General features: G+C 62.5%; 16 protein-coding genes. 7 read left to right on the top strand and 9 right to left on the bottom strand.

Translation table 11 applies throughout. The features are described 5' to 3' along the window. Window positions 1-15: 15 nt before the first annotated feature. Genes AB4Y81_RS14845 through AB4Y81_RS14825 form a run of 5 tightly spaced genes read right to left on the bottom strand, consistent with a single transcriptional unit; the run spans window position 16 to window position 5,379 of the window. Complete coding sequence (locus AB4Y81_RS14845; protein WP_018779016.1) at window positions 16-1,020, bottom strand: sugar phosphate isomerase/epimerase family protein; 1,005 nt, start codon at window positions 1,018-1,020, stop codon at window positions 16-18. Beyond that, window positions 1,017-2,204, bottom strand: a complete 1,188-nt coding sequence (locus AB4Y81_RS14840) for a Gfo/Idh/MocA family protein (RefSeq protein WP_431230393.1) — start codon at window positions 2,202-2,204, stop codon at window positions 1,017-1,019. The genes AB4Y81_RS14845 and AB4Y81_RS14840 overlap by 4 nt, the downstream gene beginning before the upstream one ends. 13 nt (window positions 2,205-2,217) lie before the next feature. Continuing rightward, window positions 2,218-3,123: a carbohydrate ABC transporter permease gene (locus AB4Y81_RS14835; RefSeq protein ID WP_018779018.1), complete on the bottom strand. Its 906-nt coding sequence runs from the start codon at window positions 3,121-3,123 to the stop codon at window positions 2,218-2,220. Between the two features lies 1 nt (window position 3,124). Next, window positions 3,125-4,054, bottom strand: coding sequence for a carbohydrate ABC transporter permease (locus AB4Y81_RS14830; protein WP_064723189.1), 930 nt, complete (start codon window positions 4,052-4,054; stop codon window positions 3,125-3,127). Further along, window positions 4,051-5,379 (bottom strand): extracellular solute-binding protein, encoded by a 1,329-nt coding sequence (locus AB4Y81_RS14825; RefSeq protein ID WP_018779020.1) that lies wholly within the window; start codon window positions 5,377-5,379, stop codon window positions 4,051-4,053. Before AB4Y81_RS14825 ends, AB4Y81_RS14830 begins: the two co-directional genes overlap by 4 nt. A 247-nt stretch (window positions 5,380-5,626) precedes the next feature. On the opposite strand from AB4Y81_RS14825, the gene AB4Y81_RS14820 reads away from it, so the two are divergent. Next, on the top strand, window positions 5,627-6,697 hold the full coding sequence (locus AB4Y81_RS14820; RefSeq protein WP_441996161.1) for a LacI family DNA-binding transcriptional regulator: 1,071 nt from the start codon (window positions 5,627-5,629) through the stop codon (window positions 6,695-6,697). Window positions 6,698-6,706: 9 nt separating this feature from the next. Here the strand turns inward: AB4Y81_RS14820 and AB4Y81_RS14815 are convergent, their stop codons facing one another. Then, on the bottom strand, window positions 6,707-8,143 hold the full coding sequence (locus AB4Y81_RS14815; protein ID WP_441996160.1) for a lipase maturation factor family protein: 1,437 nt from the start codon (window positions 8,141-8,143) through the stop codon (window positions 6,707-6,709). A 101-nt stretch (window positions 8,144-8,244) separates the two neighbouring features. Between AB4Y81_RS14815 and dxr the strand changes: the two genes are divergently transcribed. From dxr to AB4Y81_RS14785, 6 genes are all read left to right on the top strand, one after another. After that, a complete protein-coding gene (dxr, locus tag AB4Y81_RS14810) occupies window positions 8,245-9,432 on the top strand; it encodes a 1-deoxy-D-xylulose-5-phosphate reductoisomerase (protein ID WP_018779023.1) in 1,188 nt (395 codons plus the stop codon). 35 nt (window positions 9,433-9,467) lie between these two features. Next, on the top strand, window positions 9,468-10,799 hold the full coding sequence (locus tag AB4Y81_RS14805; protein ID WP_039240578.1) for a M50 family metallopeptidase: 1,332 nt from the start codon (window positions 9,468-9,470) through the stop codon (window positions 10,797-10,799). Window positions 10,800-10,842: 43 nt separating this feature from the next. Further along, a complete protein-coding gene (locus tag AB4Y81_RS14800) occupies window positions 10,843-11,136 on the top strand; it encodes a YciI family protein (protein ID WP_018779025.1) in 294 nt (97 codons plus the stop codon). Between the two features lie 47 nt (window positions 11,137-11,183). Then, window positions 11,184-12,350: a flavodoxin-dependent (E)-4-hydroxy-3-methylbut-2-enyl-diphosphate synthase gene (ispG, locus tag AB4Y81_RS14795; RefSeq protein ID WP_018779026.1), complete on the top strand. Its 1,167-nt coding sequence runs from the start codon at window positions 11,184-11,186 to the stop codon at window positions 12,348-12,350. Continuing rightward, window positions 12,313-13,191, top strand: coding sequence for a GNAT family N-acetyltransferase (locus AB4Y81_RS14790; RefSeq protein ID WP_441996170.1), 879 nt, complete (start codon window positions 12,313-12,315; stop codon window positions 13,189-13,191). The genes ispG and AB4Y81_RS14790 overlap by 38 nt, the downstream gene beginning before the upstream one ends. A gap of 110 nt (window positions 13,192-13,301) precedes the next feature. Further along, complete coding sequence (locus AB4Y81_RS14785) at window positions 13,302-14,036, top strand: hypothetical protein (RefSeq protein ID WP_441996159.1); 735 nt, start codon at window positions 13,302-13,304, stop codon at window positions 14,034-14,036. A 43-nt stretch (window positions 14,037-14,079) separates the two neighbouring features. Here the strand turns inward: AB4Y81_RS14785 and AB4Y81_RS14780 are convergent, their stop codons facing one another. Genes AB4Y81_RS14780 through AB4Y81_RS14770 form a run of 3 tightly spaced genes read right to left on the bottom strand, consistent with a single transcriptional unit; the run spans window position 14,080 to window position 16,234 of the window. Continuing rightward, complete coding sequence (locus AB4Y81_RS14780; protein ID WP_413304159.1) at window positions 14,080-14,709, bottom strand: TetR/AcrR family transcriptional regulator; 630 nt, start codon at window positions 14,707-14,709, stop codon at window positions 14,080-14,082. Then, on the bottom strand, window positions 14,706-15,449 hold the full coding sequence (locus AB4Y81_RS14775; protein WP_018779031.1) for an ABC transporter permease: 744 nt from the start codon (window positions 15,447-15,449) through the stop codon (window positions 14,706-14,708). Before AB4Y81_RS14775 ends, AB4Y81_RS14780 begins: the two co-directional genes overlap by 4 nt. An 8-nt stretch (window positions 15,450-15,457) precedes the next feature. Then, on the bottom strand, window positions 15,458-16,234 hold the full coding sequence (locus AB4Y81_RS14770) for an ABC transporter ATP-binding protein (RefSeq protein WP_055977953.1): 777 nt from the start codon (window positions 16,232-16,234) through the stop codon (window positions 15,458-15,460). Between the last annotated feature and the right edge of the window lie 72 nt (window positions 16,235-16,306).

Raw genomic sequence — 16,306 nt, 5'->3', positions numbered from 1 at the left:
AGTCAGGGTAGGGATTCAGCGTGTTGCGAAGGCCGCATCAAAGGCAGCGGCCGGAGGACGGATGGCAGCGAGTTCGCGGACCATCTTGAGCGCCTGGGGAGCGCCCACCAACCGGTCCATGCCGGCGTCCTCCCATTCGATGCTGGTTGGTCCTTCATAACCAACAGCGTTCAAGGTGCGGAAGATCGGCTCCCAGTTCACGTCGCCGTGACCGGCCGTGACGAAGTCCCACCCGCGGCGGGGATCCGCCCAGGGCAGGTGGGAACCAAGACGGCCGTTTCGTCCATTGAGTTGCCGGACGGATTCCTTGACGTGGACATGGAAGATCTTGTCGGCAAAGTCCTGCAGGAACATCACCGGGTCCAGGTCTTGCCAGATGAAGTGGGACGGGTCGAAGTTCAAGCCAAAGCTCTCCCGCGGCCCGATGGCTTCCAGGGTGCGCTTGGCTGTCCAGTAGTCGTAGGCGATTTCCGATGGGTGGACTTCCAGGGCGAAGCGGACACCAACTTCGTCAAAGACGTCCAGGATGGGATTCCACCGATCGGCGAAGTCCTGGTAGCCGCGCTCAATCATGGCGTCCGAAGCCGGTGGGAACATGGCTACGCACTTCCAGATGGACGAGCCAGTGAAACCGGTGACCGTCTTGACGCCCAGCCTCGCGGCGGCGCGGGCCGTGGTTTTCATGGCTTCAGCCGCGCGTTGGCGTACGCCTTCAGGGTCACCATCGCCCCATACCGCCGGGGCGAGGATGTCACGGTGCCGCTCATCGATGGGGTCATCGCAGACGGCCTGTCCGGTGAGGTGGTTGGCAATGGCATGGACAGTCAGGTTGTGCTTTTCCAGGATGTCGAGCTTTCCCTGAAGATAAGCGTCGTCCTCCACCACTTGCAGGGGATCCAGATGATCGCCCCAGCAGGCGATTTCCAAGCCGTCAAAGCCCCACTCGCCTGCAAGCCGTGCCACTTCCTCGAACGGCAGATCAGCCCACTGGCCGGTGAAGAGGGTGATGGGTCGGGTCATGATGCTTCCTTGTCGACGTTCTGCCAGCGGCTTGCGTTGTCCGCGCTGGTCTCGACTGCGGCCAGTACCTTTTGCACCTGCAAGGCATCAGCGAACGACGGCGAGGGCTGCTCGCCTGCGTCGATCGCGTTCACGAGGTCCACAACCTGATGGGTAAATCCGTGCTCATAGCCCAAACCATGTCCGGTGGGCCACCAGTTGGCGGTGTAGGGATGGGACGGTTCGGTGACCATGATCTTCCGGAAGCCCGCGTCCGGTTCCAGCGCCGCTTCATAGAACTGCAGTGAGTTCATGTCCTCGAAATCGAAAGCCAGGGAACCCTTGGTGCCGTTGAGCTCCAGGCGCATGGCATTCTTGCGTCCCAGGGCAAAGCGGGTGGCTTCGAAGATGCCGATGGGTCCTGACTCGAACCGCGCAGTGAACAGGGCCGCATCATCAACGGTTACCGGGCCACGCGGTCCATCTGAACCGCCGTGGCCGCCCAACCCCACGAAATCGCCGCCCACCGGGCGTTCCTTGACGAAGGTTTCCAGCAGCGCAGAGACTCCGGTGATATCGAGGCCGGTGATCCACTGCGCGGCGTCGATGCTGTGGGCTCCGATGTCGCCCAGGGAACCGGAACCGGACTTGGATTTGTCCAGTCGCCACGTCAGGGGTGCGTCCGCATCGCTGAGCCAGTCCTGGAGGTACTGGGCGCGGACATGGCGGATTTCGCCGAGCCGGCCTTCTTCAACCATTCTCTTTGCCAGTGCCAAAGCAGGCGTGCGGCGGTAGCTGAAGCCGCACATGGACAGGACTCCGCGCTCGGCTGCTGCCTGCGCGACGACTGTCATCTTTTCGGCTTCCTCCACGGAGTTGGCCAAGGGCTTTTCGCACAGGACATGCTTGCCGGCCTCGAGCGCGGCAATGGCGATCTCGGCATGGGTGTTGCCCGGGGTGCAGATGTCGATCAGGTCGATGTCGTCCCGTTCGATCAACCGCCGCCAGTCGGTTTCGGTGGATGCCCAGCCGTATTTGGCTGCCGCAGCCTTGACACCGTCAGGATTCCTGCCTGCCACGGCCGTAAGTTCCGGTGTCCGTGGCAGGTCAAAGAACCGCGGTGCGGTACGCCAGGCGTGGGAGTGCGCGGCGCCCATGAAGGCGTAGCCCACCATTCCTACACGCAGTGGTTTTGCTTGTGTCACAGGGGAGTCCTTTCTATTTGCTGAAGCCTGCGGTCAGGCCGCTGACCAATTGGCGGCGTCCAAGGACATAGATCACCAGGATGGGCAGCGTGCTCAGCACGACCGAGGCGAGAACGGCAGGGATGTTGACGCTGAACTCACCCTGGAAGGACCACAGACCCAAGGGCAGGACGCGCAGTCCGGGACTCTGGGTGAGCACGAGCGGGAGCAGGAAGCCGTTCCAGACATGCAGGCCGTTGTAGATAGCCACGGTGACGATGGCGGGCTTGGTCAATGGAAGAGCCAAACGCCACATGGTCTGCCACTCGCTGCACCCGTCCAGGCGCATGGATTCGAAGAGCTCGTTCGGAACGTCGCGGATGAAGTTGGACAGGATCAATACCGTCAGCGGTATGGCGAACGCAATGGACGGAAGCATGATGGCCAACAGGCTGTCATAGAGATTCAGTCGGATGATCATCAGGTAGATCGGGATGATGGTGGCCTGAAGGGGAATTGCCAGTCCCATCAGGAAGACACCGTTGACGAACTTCAAGTACCTGCCCTTGCCGCGCACGATCGCGAAGGCCGCCATGAAGGCGATCAGGACCGTGGGGATAACCGATCCCAGTGTGACGATGACGCTGTTCATGAAGTAAGTGGCGAAGTTGGCTTCAAGAACCAGCTGGTAGTTCTCCAGGGTCGGGGCTGTCGGCAGCGCCATCGGATTTTGTCCGAAATAGCCTTCGGAGGTCTTCAGGCTGGTGATGACGATGTAGTAGACCGGAATGATGATGACGGCCAGCCAGATCCAGCCGCCGAGGCCGCCGGGGATGTTGAGCCGCCTGATCCGTGTGCCAAGGCTTTGCTTGGCTTTGATCGACGACGCCGCAGAGGCGGGTGTTCCGGGTTTTGAGTCGCTCTTGAGGACAGTACTCACGTTACATACCTTCCAGTTGGCTGCCCTGTTGGTCCTTGCCGCCCAGGCGTTGGAGGAATAGGGCCAGCGCCAGGCCAATGACGACAAGGATGACGGCGATGACGCTTGCAGGTCCCATGAGGTTGGCCCGGAAGCCGCGCAAGTACATGTCGAGGGCCAGGATGCGGGTGGTGTTACCCGGTCCGCCACCTGTGAGGACGAAGATGAGGTCGAAATACGTCAGCGACCCAACAACCATCAGGGTTGAGGACGTGATGATGGTGTACTTCAGCTGAGGCAGTGTGATGTGGAAGAACTGCTTGATGGTTCCTGCGCCGTCGATCTGGGCCGCTTCATAGAGCGACTTGGGGATCTGCCGCACGCCACCTTGGTAAATCAGGGTGTGGAACGGCACGAACTGCCAGGCGATAACGAAGATGATCAGTCCGAGCGCCAGCTGGGGCACTCCCAACCAGTCCTGGGCAAGGAACGGAAGTCCCAGGCCCATGGCCAGGCCGAAGTTCGGGTCCAGCAACGCCTTGTAGGCGATGGCGACCGCAGCCGAGGAAAGCAGCAGGGGCAGGAAGTACAACACGGCCAGAGCTGCCCTGTATCGCTGCGTTCCCGCGGTAAAGACCCCCAGCAACAGACTGATGGGCGTCTGGACGAGCCAGGACACAATCATGATCATGAAGGTCAGGCCAAGGGAGTTGTAGAGCTCGGGGTCGGACAAGACCGACGTCCAGTTCTCCATTCCGGCTGCTCCAATGGCGCCGATGCCGTCCCAGTTGGTGAAACTCAGGATCAGTACCCCGAGAAGCGGTACAACGGCGAAGACGACAAAGAAGAACAAGGCCGGAATCGTCAGCCAGGGAAGCGCGGATCTTTGCTGCACGCTTCCTTGGGTCTTTTGTGTACCAGAGGCAGCCCTGTTAGAGGTTATGGAACTCATTTGCCCAGGGTGGCATTCATGTTCTCAGCGAATTGCTGCGGGGTGATCGACTTGAGGAAGAGCTGGTCAATGTTGTTCAGCAGGGCTTCGGCAGCGGTGGGGCTCAGGGCCTGGTCCCAGGACTGCTGGAAGTTGGGGGCGTCCTTGCCCAGGGCGTAGACGAAGTTCAGGAAGTCCTTGTCCGGGGACGAGGCAAGCTTGTCTTCAATGCCCTTGACGATCGGAACCGAGCCGGAGTTGATGTAGGCGTCGATGACCGTATCTGTCATGATGCCGTCCTTGAAGAATTTCTTGGCCGATTCCTTTTCCTTGTCCGTGGCCTTGGCCGAGATCGACATGTACTGGGCCGGGTTGCCCACGCCGTTCTTCGGGTCTCCCTTGCCGCCGGCAATGGTCGGGAAGTTTACGAAACCGAGCTTTCCATTCTGGACGAAGTTCTGGCCGTCCTTCTTCATGGCGCCGTAGGTCCAAGAGCCCTGCAGCATCATCGCTGCCTTGCCGGTGAACAGGAGGGCCTGGTCTGCCTTTGAATCCGCCGTGATGGAGGAGAAACCCTTGATGAAGCCATCGGCGGAGACCAGTTCCTGGATCTTGGTGCCGGTTTCGATGACGGCCGGGTCCATCCAAGCGTTGGGCTTGCCATCGAAAATAGCCTTGAAGACCTCGGGGCCGCCGATGCGGTCCAGCAAGTATTCCAGCCACATCATGGAGGTCCAGCGGGATTGTCCGCCCAGGGACAACGGGGCTACGCCCATGTCGTTGAAGGTCTTGACCAGGGACATGAGGTCTTCCCAGGTTTTCGGCGGCTGGACTCCGGCTTTGTCGAACAGGTCCTTGTTGTAGAAAAGGACGATCGGGGCCACGTACTGGTTGGGAAGGGCGTAGATCTTGCCGTCAACCGTTGCTGCTCCGAAGGAGGAGGGGAAGAACTTGTCTTTGAGGTCCGGGTTGGAATCAAACCAGCTGGTGAGGTCTTCAACCTGTCCCGCGTCGGCGTACGTTTTCAGGCCACCGCCACCCCAGCCGTAGATGATCGTGGGGGCCTGGCCGGCCCCGATGGCCGTCTTGATCTTGGTCTTGTACGCGTCGTTCTGGAAGTACGTGACGGCGATCTTGTTATCGGGATTGGCCGATCCGAATGCATCCACGGCCTTCTGCATGGTGGTTTGGTTGGGCTCGCCTGTAAGGAACCACATGCTGGCTCCGCCTCCTCCGCTCGCACCGCCTGGACCGGACGTGCCGCAGGCGCTTGTGGCCATGGCGGCGAAGGGAGTCACGGCCGCGAGGGCCAGGAAGGAACGCCGGGATGATTGGAACTGCTTCATTGCTTCTCCAGGGGTAGTCGCATCACTGAGCAAGCCTTGGTGCTTACTGCCGAACAGAGTGCCTGGCCCGAAATTTATCGAAAAATTTCGATGCCATGATTTAGGTCACGGTCTAAACTAAAGCCTGCGTCACAGTCCGTCAAGGGTCTCCTGGTAAAGATCTACGGTGATAAATCCGGTGAATTGCACGCGTCAGATTTATCGCCGATACTGAAAACACGTCGAAAGATTTCGAAAGTTGGGGAACATGGTTCGAGAAGTGCGTCCGCCCAAATTGACCTTGGCTGCCGTCGCCAAGGAAGTTGGCGTCTCCGCGCCAACCGTGTCCAAGGTGGTTAACGGCCGGCAGGACGTGGCCGAGGAGACCCGTAACCGCGTCCTCGCGGCCTTGCACAGAACGGGCTACCGTTCCCCGCTTCAGCGCAAGAGTCCTCCCGCGCAGCAAGCCGTGGAGGTGGTCTTCGATTCGCTGAACTCTGCGTACTCCGTGGAGGTGCTCAACGGAATAATGGAGCATGCCGCGGCCTCGCAGATGGAAGTGATCCTCTCCGTCACCAGCAGGCAGTCAGCATCGCCCATGGACCCGGAGGAGCGTGCCCAGCGCCTGCTCGATGAGGGCCGCAGCGGCATGATCGTCGTCACCTCGGCCTTCGGGCCAGGGCAGCTTAAGGCCTTCCAGCGCCGCCGCATTCCGGTGGTCGTGGTGGATCCGCTCAACCCGCCACCGGGAGACGTCTTCAGCGTCGGAGCAAGCAACTGGGCAGGGGGAAAGGCGGCGGCTACCCACCTGTTGGACATGGGGCACCGTCGCATTGCGTACATTGGAGGTCCGGCGGCCGCCGAATGCAGCCAGGCCCGTTTGCATGGTTACATGGCCGCGCTGATGGCCGCCGGCGTGCCGGTGGTGGAGGAATATGTCTCGGCAGGTCCGTTCCGCTCGTCAACCGGGGTGGCGGCGATGAAGTCGCTCCTGGCCCTGGACGATCCCCCCACGGCGGTCTTCGCCGCCAGCGACAGCATCGCCCTTGGGGTCCTGGCAGAAGCCAGGAGGCAGAACATCCGCATTCCGGACGACATGAGCCTGGTGGGATTCGATGGCACGACGCAGGCTGAAGAGTCCCTGCCGCCACTGACTTCGGTATCGCAACCCCTGCTGGAAATGGGCCGTTCAGCGTTGAGCTTCATTCTCCGCCAACGGAGCGGAGAGGAAATCGACTCCCGGCGCGTCGAACTTGCCACCCACCTGGTGGTGCGTGAGTCCACCGCCCCGCCGCGTACGCAGCAGAGTCCGGCAGGTCTCCGACGCCAGGCGGATTGACGCCGGCAGTCAGAGCCGGAGCGGCGGAATGGCTTCGTACAGCAGCAACCGAACCCAACGATCGCCGGTTTCGCGGTACTCCTCACGGCTGGCAAAGCGGTAAAGGTAGCTGCGCGCACGCACCCAGCGGGGGCGTTCGCCGTCGAACGGGTCTTGGCGAAGCAGCCCAAGCGTTGCTTGGTCCGCCTCCAGGAGTCTCTTAAGGAAGGCATAAAACCATTCCTCGTGGACGGTTCGCAGCGGCAGGAACCACATCAGCCAGTCCAGCCTGAGGTGATAGGGCGCCCATTGGCGCGGGAGGCGCCGGACGTCGTCGGGCTTTCCCTTGAAGCCGTATTCCAGCCAGCGGTCATCGGGCGCATCAGGTTCCTCGTCCAGGGTGCCCTCCACGACGATTTCGATCCGCTGTTTGGTGACCGTCCCGAACGCCCCATAGGCATTGACCAGGCGCCATCGGTTGAAGCTGGCATTCATGAGCTGCTGACGCGAAAACAGGTTCAGGAGCGGACGGTAGCTCAGGACCAGCAGCAGGACACTGACCATAACGACGACGGCGAGCCACCACGCCGGGGTTTCGGCGCCTGAGTGCCACTCGAGCGGGATGAACGGGAAGACGGCATGGACCGCGGAGTCGCCCACCGCTCCGAAGGTCAGGATGATCGCTGCCCAATTCAGCCACGCGAAGTTCCCTGAAGCCACCAGCCACAGCTGGGTGACGATGATGACGCCCGCGGCGGCGCTGGCGACCGGCTGCGGTGCGAAAAGGAAGAATGGCACCACCAGCTGCGCAAAATGGTTTCCCGCTACCTCGACCTTGTGCAGCGGGCGGGGGAGGAGGTGGGCCTGCCGGCTGAGCGGGCCGGGCATTGGCTGTGTTTCGTGGTGGTAGAACATCGCTGTCATGTCGCGCCACTCGCGTCCGCCGCGGATCTTGATCATCCCGGCACCGAACTCCAGCCGGAAGACCAGCCACGTGATCAGGATGAGGATGGTGGTGGGTGGGGGCGTCTGGTCCGAACCAAGAAACGCCACCGTGAATCCCATCTCGAGGAGGAGGATCTCCCATCCAAACCCATAGAACGTCTGGCCCACGTTGACGATCGACATGTACAGGAACCACAGGGCAAGGAAAGCCACCATGGGCAGCCATGGAGGACCGGCCTGCGGGAGGCCGATCAGCAGTAAGGCCGCCACTGTGATCCCCACCCGGCACACGGCCCGGAGCAGCGCATCCGAGTAGTGCCAGCGGAAAAGAGTCGGCCTGGCCAAGCGGCGTGCAAGGTCCAGGAATGCCGGTACCGGTAGCAGCCCCCGCTCGCCCAAAAGGGCAGGGAACTGGTTCAGCGTCGAAAGGAACGCAACCGCGTAGAGTGCCGCGGTGCCGCGCTGCAACACCTGCCGGGCGAATTCATGGTCCCACGCATCAAACCAGGACAGCCATTCCACAATCCCACGGTACGCAGGGGAGCCCGGCGGTCAAGCAGTGCAGGGCCGCAGGGGTTCCCGTCCCGTTCGCAGGCCCTCGTGCCGGCTGGGATACTTAAGGAATGCAGCCGCGCAAGATCGTCATCCTCGGGTCCACTGGTTCCATCGGCACGCAGGCGATCGACGTCGTCGACGCCGCCCCGCACCGTTTCGAGGTGGTGGCACTGAGCGCCGGCGGAGGAAACCTGGAACTCATCGCCCAGCAGGCCGTTCACACCCGGGCGCAAGCGGTGGGCATTGCCCAGGGCGATCCTGCCACCCTGCAGCAGTTCATTGCCGCTGCGGCCGCGGAAGCGGGCGTGCCGGACTTCGCTCCGCAGATCTTCGTCGGCCCCGATGCCTCAACGGAGATTGCCGCCATCGACTGCGATGTTGTCCTTAACGGCATCACTGGTTCCATCGGCTTGGCCCCCACACTCGCTGCGTTGGGCACGGGAGCTACGCTGGCCCTGGCCAACAAGGAGTCGCTGATCGTCGGCGGTGCCCTGGTCAAAGCCGCCGCACGCCCGGGCCAGATTGTTCCCGTCGACTCCGAACACTCCGCCATTGCACAGTGTCTCCGGTCCGGCACCGAGCAGGAAGTGGAGAAACTGATCCTGACCGCTTCCGGTGGGCCGTTCCGCGGCCGCACCCGTGAGGAACTCCACCACGTCACTCCGCAGGAAGCGCTGGCCCACCCCACCTGGGACATGGGCCTCATGGTGACGACCAACTCGGCCAGCCTGGTCAACAAGGGCCTGGAAGTGATCGAAGCGCACTTGCTGTTCGACGTCCCCCTGGATCGGATCGAGGTTGTGGTCCATCCCCAATCCGTGGTCCATTCCATGGTTCAGTTCGTGGACGGTTCCATCATTGCCCAGGCATCGCCCCCGGACATGAGGCTTCCCATTGCCCTCGGACTGGGTTGGCCCGACAGAGTGCCCCGGGCCGCGCAGGCCTGCGATTGGACGCAGGCCACGAGCTGGACGTTCGAACCGCTCGATGCCGTGGCGTTCCCGGCCGTCGACCTCGCCAAGGACGCAGCCAAGCAGGGGAGTACCTTCCCGGCGGTTTTCAACGCGGCCAATGAGGAAGCCGTTGAGGCCTTCCATTCCGGCCGGATCCGCTTCACGGACATCGTTGACACGGTGGAGTCCGTCCTCAGCGAACACTCAGGATCCTCTGAGCTAACGGTGGAGTCCGTGCTGGATGCTGAGAAGTGGGCACGAGCCCGAACCCACGATCGTTTAGCTTCACGCAGCGCCCTGTAACCTCCCCATACCTTTACGGAAGCAGTCCCACCGGCATGAGTCCCGTCCTTCTCTTCATTCTTGGAGTTATCTTCGTCGCGATAGGCGTCGCTGTCTCCATTGCGCTGCACGAGGTGGGCCACCTGGTGCCGGCGAAACTCTTCAAGGTGCGCGTCACCAAGTACATGATCGGCTTCGGGCCGACGCTCTGGTCCAGGAAGAAGGGCGAAACGGAGTACGGCTTCAAGGCCCTGCCCCTGGGCGGCTACGTCTCGATGATCGGCATGTATCCGCCCAACAAGGAGGACGGCGGAGTCCGCCCTTCAAGCACCGGCATGTTCCAGACCCTCGCCACCGAAGCCCGCTCGGTCGCCCATGAAGAAGTAGGGCCCGGCGACGAAGGACGTGTCTTCTACAAGCTTCCGGTCTGGAAGAAAATCATCATCATGCTCGGCGGACCGGCCATGAACATGGTGATTGGCTTGGTCCTGTTGGCCGTGCTGCTCATGGGATTCGGCGTTGCCCAGGCAACAACCACGATCTCCGATGTCTCCAAATGCCAGGTGGCGGCAGGCGAAACCGTGGACCCTGATTCAGCCGACTGCAAGCTCACCCCGGCAGCTGCCGCAGGGCTTCAGCCCAATGACAAGGTCACCTCCTTCGACGGCAAGGCCGTCACCAGCTGGGATGAACTGACCAGTTGGATCAGGTCCTCCGCGGGCAAGGAAGTACCCATCACGGTGGAACGCAATGGTGCAAGCGTGGAGACCACCGTGACGCCCGTTCTTTCCTCGCGCCCGGTCATCGGGGCGGACGGCCGCCCCGAGCAGGACGCCAACGGCGTCCTCAAATACCAGGAAGTCGGCTTCCTTGGCATCGGTGCGCAAAGCGCCTTGGTTCCCCAACCGGCGTCGGCTGTCCTTCCCATGGCGGGAGAGAACATCAAGCAAATTTCCGGTGTGATCTTCAACCTGCCCGCCAGGGTGGTCGGCGTCGCCAAAGCGGCCTTCAGCGAGGAGCCCAGGGACCCCAACGGCCCCATCAGCGTGGTGGGTGTCGGCCGCGTGGCCGGCGAGGTGGCAGCCATGGAACAGGTACCCCTGCAGGCCCGGATAGGGACCCTGATCGGACTGCTGGCGGGGCTCAACTTCGCCCTGGCCATCTTCAACCTCATCCCGCTCCTGCCGCTCGACGGCGGCCATGTGGCCGGTGCCCTGTACGAAGGAGCACGACGGCGGTTGGCCAAGTTGCGTGGCAAGCCGGACCCGGGCGCCTTCGACATCGCGAAGCTCCTGCCGGTGACCTACGTCGTGGCGGCGTTGCTGCTGTGCATGAGCGTCCTGCTGATTTACGCGGACATCGTCAAGCCCGTCAACATTTTCGGCTGACCCATGAACATTGACGACCGGACTGTGGGGATAGGCTAGCTCCATGACTGTTTTCGCTGTTGAGTACGTATACGTCGCCGATTCCGACGCCCTCCGCGACGAAGCCCGGCCAGCACACCGTGCGTGGCTCGCCGGACTGGCTGAGGACGACAAGCTGCTTGCCAGCGGCCCCTATGGTGACGGTGCCGGCGCTTTGCTGATCTTCAAGGCCGCGGAAGAAGCCGAACTCAATAACCTCCTCAAGCAGGATCCATTTGCTGAAGCCGGGGTTATCGCCGGCATCCGCACCACCGAATGGGCCCCCATCATCGGCGTCCTGGCAGCCCACGCTTCCTAGCCCCGGCGTCCTCCACCTCAACGATCACCCCAACCCAAGGAGTCCACGTGACCTCGGTCAGCCTGGGAATGCCAGCAGCCCCACCACCCGTTCTTGCCCCGCGCCGCAAGACGCGACAAATCAAGGTTGGTTCCGTTGGCGTTGGCTCTGATTCGCCGATCAGTGTTCAGTCCATGACCACTACGCCAACCACGGACATCAACGCCACCCTCCAGCAGATCGCGGAACTGACTGCATCAGGCTGCGACATTGTGCGCGTTGCCTGCCCCTCCGCTGATGATGCCGAAGCCTTGCCGATCATCGCTCGGAAGTCGCAGATTCCGGTGATCGCCGACATCCACTTCCAGCCCAAGTACGTCTTCGCCGCCATCGAAGCAGGTTGTGCCGCCGTCCGCGTGAACCCGGGCAACATCCGCAAGTTCGATGACCAGGTCAAGGAAATCGCGGCAGCGGCCCGGGACCACGGCACGTCCATCCGCATCGGCGTTAACGCGGGTTCCCTGGAGCCCGGCATCCTGAAGAAGTACGGCAAGGCAACGCCCGAGGCGCTGGTTGAATCCGCCGTGTGGGAGGCCTCGCTGTTCGAAGAACACGGATTCCACGACTTCAAGATCTCCGTGAAGCACAACGACCCCGTGATCATGGTGGCCGCCTACGAGATGCTGGCAGAGAAGGGTGACTGGCCGCTCCACCTCGGTGTGACGGAGGCCGGACCGGCTTTCCAGGGAACCATCAAGTCGGCCACGGCCTTCGGTGCGCTCCTGTCCCGCGGCATCGGCGACACCATCCGCGTTTCCCTGTCCGCCCCACCGGTGGAGGAAATCAAGGTTGGCAACCAGATCCTCCAGTCCCTCAACCTCCGCCCACGCAAGCTCGAGATCGTCTCCTGCCCGTCCTGTGGCCGCGCCCAGGTGGATGTCTACACCCTCGCCGAGCAGGTAACTGCCGGCCTGGAAGGCATGGAGATTCCGTTGCGCGTTGCGGTGATGGGCTGTGTAGTCAACGGACCCGGTGAAGCACGCGAAGCAGACCTCGGTGTGGCCTCCGGAAACGGCAAGGGCCAGATTTTCGTGAAGGGCGAAGTCATTAAGACTGTGCCCGAGAGCGAAATTGTTGAGACACTGATCGAAGAGGCCATGCGTATCGCTGAAGAGATGGGGGAGGCCGATGGCGAAGATGCTGTCAAGGGTAGCCCCGTGGTTAGCGTCTCGTAACGAGAACGGCTTGGGGGTCAGGGTGCTCGGCGGTGCCGACACCCTGGCTCTTCGCGCGCTCGCAAACGAAGACGCCGTAGCCAACGTCTTCATCCTTGCCCATCTGGAAAGTACCGGAACGGCGGCGCCTACCAGCGGCGGGGCCAGCGTTTTCGGAGTTTTCGACGGCGACACGCTCCTGGGTGCCTGCTGGGCCGGCGCCAATCTGGTTCCCGTGCAGCTGGAGCCCGGGCTGGCCGGCTACGTGGCCAACGCCGCCCACCAGACCGGACGCCGGTACGCTTCCATCTTCGGACCGGCCGAGACTGTGCTTGCGCTTTATGCCCGGTTCGAGCAGTTGGGCCATGTGGCCCATGAGGTCCGCGCCGAGCAGCCACTTCTCAGCATCTCCGGCGGCCCGGCCATCGGTGCCAATCCGGCCCTCACCTTTGGCTCAATGGTGGATTTCGACCGCATCCTTCCCGCCTGTGCTGCCATGTTTGAGGAAGAAGTGGGCTACTCTCCCTTCCTGGGAGGCCAGGAGTTCTACAGCAAGAGGGTGGCCGGCCTCATCCGGCAGGGCCATTCCCTGGTTCACATCGATACAAGCGGCACGGTGGTCTTCAAGGCCGAGCTGGGTGCCGTCACACGGGATGTCACCCAGGTGCAGGGCGTGTGGATGAATCCGGAACTGCGTGGCCGTGGCCAGAGCGCCGGGTACATGRCCGCCGTCGTCAACCTCTCGAGGACGTTCGCTCCGGTGACGAGCCTGTACGTCAACGACTACAACACCAAAGCCCGGGCCACCTACGAGCGCGTGGGATTTGAACAGGTTGGCACCTTCGCGACGGTCCTGTTTTAGCCTGATCCGGCTCCTTGTCCCTATACGTTTTCCGGCCCGCCGTGCCCAAGTTGTAGTCTGGTCCCGGTTGGCGCGTGCCACCACATCACTCGAACTTCCCTGGGGAACAAATGAATAAAAATGCGCTGCGCGGTTTTGCCGTGTCAGGACTGTTGGTCATGGGCCTCACCGCATGCGGCGGTGCCGGCACTTCCACGGAAGCGGCGTCCGCGCCGGCCAGCGAAACGGCGACACCGACGCCGACGACCGTTGAGTTCCGCACGTACTCAAAGGCGGAGCTAACAAAGATGGTCGGAGATGTCCGTGACGGCAAAGGCACCAGACTTATGGTGATGCCTGACGACCGCTTGGCAGACACCCTGCAGCAGGTGAAGGACCTCGTGGCGAACAGCGTCATTGAGCCCGCGTCCTGCACCAGCTTCCTGACTGGTGGCGGTATCCAGATGGAAGAAGGAGCCACGATGAGCATCGGCGCCTCGGCCAGTTCAACGGCAGAGACGGCTTACCTGCTGTCTTTGTTCTCCGGTGCTGCAGAGGACAAGGTCAAAGCTGTCGCCGAGAACAGTGCCAAGGATCTCGCTGCCTGTGGTGACATCCAGATGACGGTCATGGGAAATGCGGTACACGCCAGCATCAAGGCGCTGCCCACCTCCGCCAAGACTCCGGGGGCCATTGCCTACCACAGCACCGCGGCGGGGCCAGCTGGATCGCAGGAACAGTTGTTCGTCAGCACGGTCAAGAGCGGAGTCGTCCTGGTGGCACAGTCCACCGGTACGAAGGTCTCGGACTCCGATCTTCCCAAGCTTGAGGCGATGCTGGACCAGGCTGCCGATCTCATCAAGTAGCCGCCGGAATCTGTGTAGAAGTACATGCCGTTTTGGAGCTTCATTACGGCATGTACTGCTCCTTACCTGGGGAGTCCAGGTTGCCTGTGAGGTAGTGCTGGATGTTCGGGGCAACCAAGCGGACCACTTCCTCGCGTGGGGCGGACGCCAGCGGCTGCAGCCGGATCACGTATCGCGCCAGCATGAGGCCCACCACTTGGGTAGCCACCAGGTTTCCGCGCAGTCGCACTTCGGCGGCGGAGCCCGGCAAGCCCCCCATGATCCGTGGCAGGACCGCCCTGCTGACCACTTCCTTCATGAGCGCCGTCTTGGCTTTGGAGCCGATGGTGCCACGGGCGAAGGCCACCATGGCGTGCTGTGCCGGGCCTTCCCAGAGCTCCAGGACGGTGCGGACAATGACTTCAGCCCTCACCTGGGGGTCAGCGTTTTCGACGTCGGACAGGACCGCCGCGGGGTCTGCCGGCAATTCGACGCTTGCTGCGAACAGCTCGTCTTTGCCCTTGAAGAAGTGGTGCACCATGGCCGGATCCACGCCGGATTCGCGGGCTACCTGGCGCAGGCTTGTTCCATCGAACCCCTGCTCCGCGAAAAGCCCCCGGGCGGCAGCCAGTATGGCTTCTCTGGAGTGATCTTCCTGACTGCGTCGGCCGCGTCGTAGCTGCGGGAGGCTCATCGCGTTTGTCGCCGCAGGGTCAGCGACGCCAGGACCAATACGCCTACCACGATCGCAGCCATCACCGAGGCGTCCTGCCACATCGCCGACGTCGCCTCGGAATTGCCTGCGATCTCCTTCAGGGCGTCCACCGAGAAAGTCAGCGGCAGGACGCCCGAGATGCCGTCCAGGACCTCATTCATGTGCTCCCGCGCAACAAAGAGTCCGCACAGCAGGATCTGCGGAACAACCACTACCGGCATGAACTGCACGGCTTGGAACTCCGTCCGGGCGAACGCCGAACACAACAGGCCCAGGGCGACACCCAATACCGCGTTGATGACGGCGATCAGCACCACCAGGCCAGGGCTTCCCTTGATGTCCAAGTCAAAGATCCAGTACGCCACCGCTGTGGCCACCAGGGATTGCAGGGCCGCCATGATGGAGAAAGCCAAGGCGTATCCGAACAGGAGATCGGCTTTGTGGATAGGAGTGGTGAGTAACCGCTCCAAGGTCCCGGACGTGCGTTCTCGCAGCATGGTGATGGACGTCACCAGGAACATCACAACGAAGGGAAAGATCGCCAGCATCATCAGGCCCACACGGTCGAACGTGCGCGGTACCCCGGGCGGCAGGGTTTCGTTCTCATAGAGGAAGTAGACGGCCGTCAGCAGGAGGGCGGGAACAACGAGGATCATTGCCACGCTTCGGTGGTCGTGACGCAGCTGGCCCAGGACCCGGGTGGTCGTAGCCAGCGTCATCCGGAGGTTCATGATGCCACCTGGTTTTCGTGCCGGCCGCGGTCCGCAGCCCGGATGATGGTCAGGAACGCCCGCTCGAGGTCCACGCTCTGGCCGCGTTCGGCAAGTTCGGCCGGCGTGAGCTGGGCGAGCAGGAGTCCTTGCCTGAGCAACAGCAAGGTGGAGCAATGGGACGCTTCCTCCATGACGTGGCTGGAGACCAGCAGGGTTGTGCCGGCTGCGGCCATGGCGGCGAACCGCTCCCACAGTTCGGCCCGAAGAACGGGATCCAGCCCCACCGTGGGCTCGTCCAGGACGAGGACTCTCGGGTGGGCCACCAGTGCGCAGGCCAACGACACCCGGCTGAACTGTCCGCCTGAAAGATCGGCCGCCTTTTGCCGGGCAAGATCCCGAAGCCCGACGGCGGCAATCGCCTCGGCGGCGTCTGCCGCCGTCGCGCTGTGCATGGCGCCAAAATAGCGGACGTTCGCTTCGACGCTGAGGTCTCCATAGACGCTGGCGCCCTGGGTGACATATCCGACGTCGTGCCTGAGGGGGGCGCTGCCTGCGGCCTGTCCCAGCACGGTGATGGATCCGCGGGTGATCCGCTGGACTCCGACGATGGCGCGCATGAGCGTGGTCTTGCCGCTTCCCGAGGGGCCAAGCAGTCCTGCTACCTGCCCCGGCGCTACCGTGAAATCGAGGCCGCGGAGGACTCTGTTGCGGCCCAAGGAAACATGGAGATCCGTTGCTGCGATGGCAACGGCAGCAGCGGAGGGAGCGGCAGGTTGGGGAGTGCGCGACATGATGGCCTCACGAGCATCCGAAAATTCATCAAGTGATGAAATAACGGTAGAACTGCCGCTGATGAGTGGTCA

This window comes from Paenarthrobacter sp. TAF1 (assembly GCF_052113825.1).
In the GTDB taxonomy this organism is placed as follows: domain Bacteria; phylum Actinomycetota; class Actinomycetes; order Actinomycetales; family Micrococcaceae; genus Arthrobacter; species Arthrobacter nicotinovorans.
The sequence above is the reverse complement of the archived record's forward strand: the minus strand, read 5'-3'. Positions and strand labels throughout refer to the sequence as shown.

Bases quoted from the DNA above. Each gene is read 5' to 3' on its own strand.
- AB4Y81_RS14845 (WP_018779016.1), bottom strand. From the start codon at position 1,020: ATGACCCGACCCATCACCCTCTTCACCGGCCAGTGGGCTGATCTGCCG.
- AB4Y81_RS14830 (WP_064723189.1), bottom strand. From the start codon at position 4,054: ATGAGTTCCATAACCTCTAACAGGGCTGCCTCTGGTACACAAAAGACC.
- AB4Y81_RS14825 (WP_018779020.1), bottom strand. From the start codon at position 5,379: ATGAAGCAGTTCCAATCATCCCGGCGTTCCTTCCTGGCCCTCGCGGCC.
- AB4Y81_RS14820 (WP_441996161.1), top strand. From the start codon at position 5,627: ATGGTTCGAGAAGTGCGTCCGCCCAAATTGACCTTGGCTGCCGTCGCC.
- dxr (WP_018779023.1), top strand. From the start codon at position 8,245: ATGCAGCCGCGCAAGATCGTCATCCTCGGGTCCACTGGTTCCATCGGC.
- AB4Y81_RS14805 (WP_039240578.1), top strand. From the start codon at position 9,468: ATGAGTCCCGTCCTTCTCTTCATTCTTGGAGTTATCTTCGTCGCGATA.
- AB4Y81_RS14800 (WP_018779025.1), top strand. From the start codon at position 10,843: ATGACTGTTTTCGCTGTTGAGTACGTATACGTCGCCGATTCCGACGCC.
- AB4Y81_RS14785 (WP_441996159.1), top strand. From the start codon at position 13,302: ATGAATAAAAATGCGCTGCGCGGTTTTGCCGTGTCAGGACTGTTGGTC.
- AB4Y81_RS14780 (WP_413304159.1), bottom strand. From the start codon at position 14,709: ATGAGCCTCCCGCAGCTACGACGCGGCCGACGCAGTCAGGAAGATCAC.
- AB4Y81_RS14775 (WP_018779031.1), bottom strand. From the start codon at position 15,449: ATGACGCTGGCTACGACCACCCGGGTCCTGGGCCAGCTGCGTCACGAC.
- AB4Y81_RS14770 (WP_055977953.1), bottom strand. From the start codon at position 16,234: ATGTCGCGCACTCCCCAACCTGCCGCTCCCTCCGCTGCTGCCGTTGCC.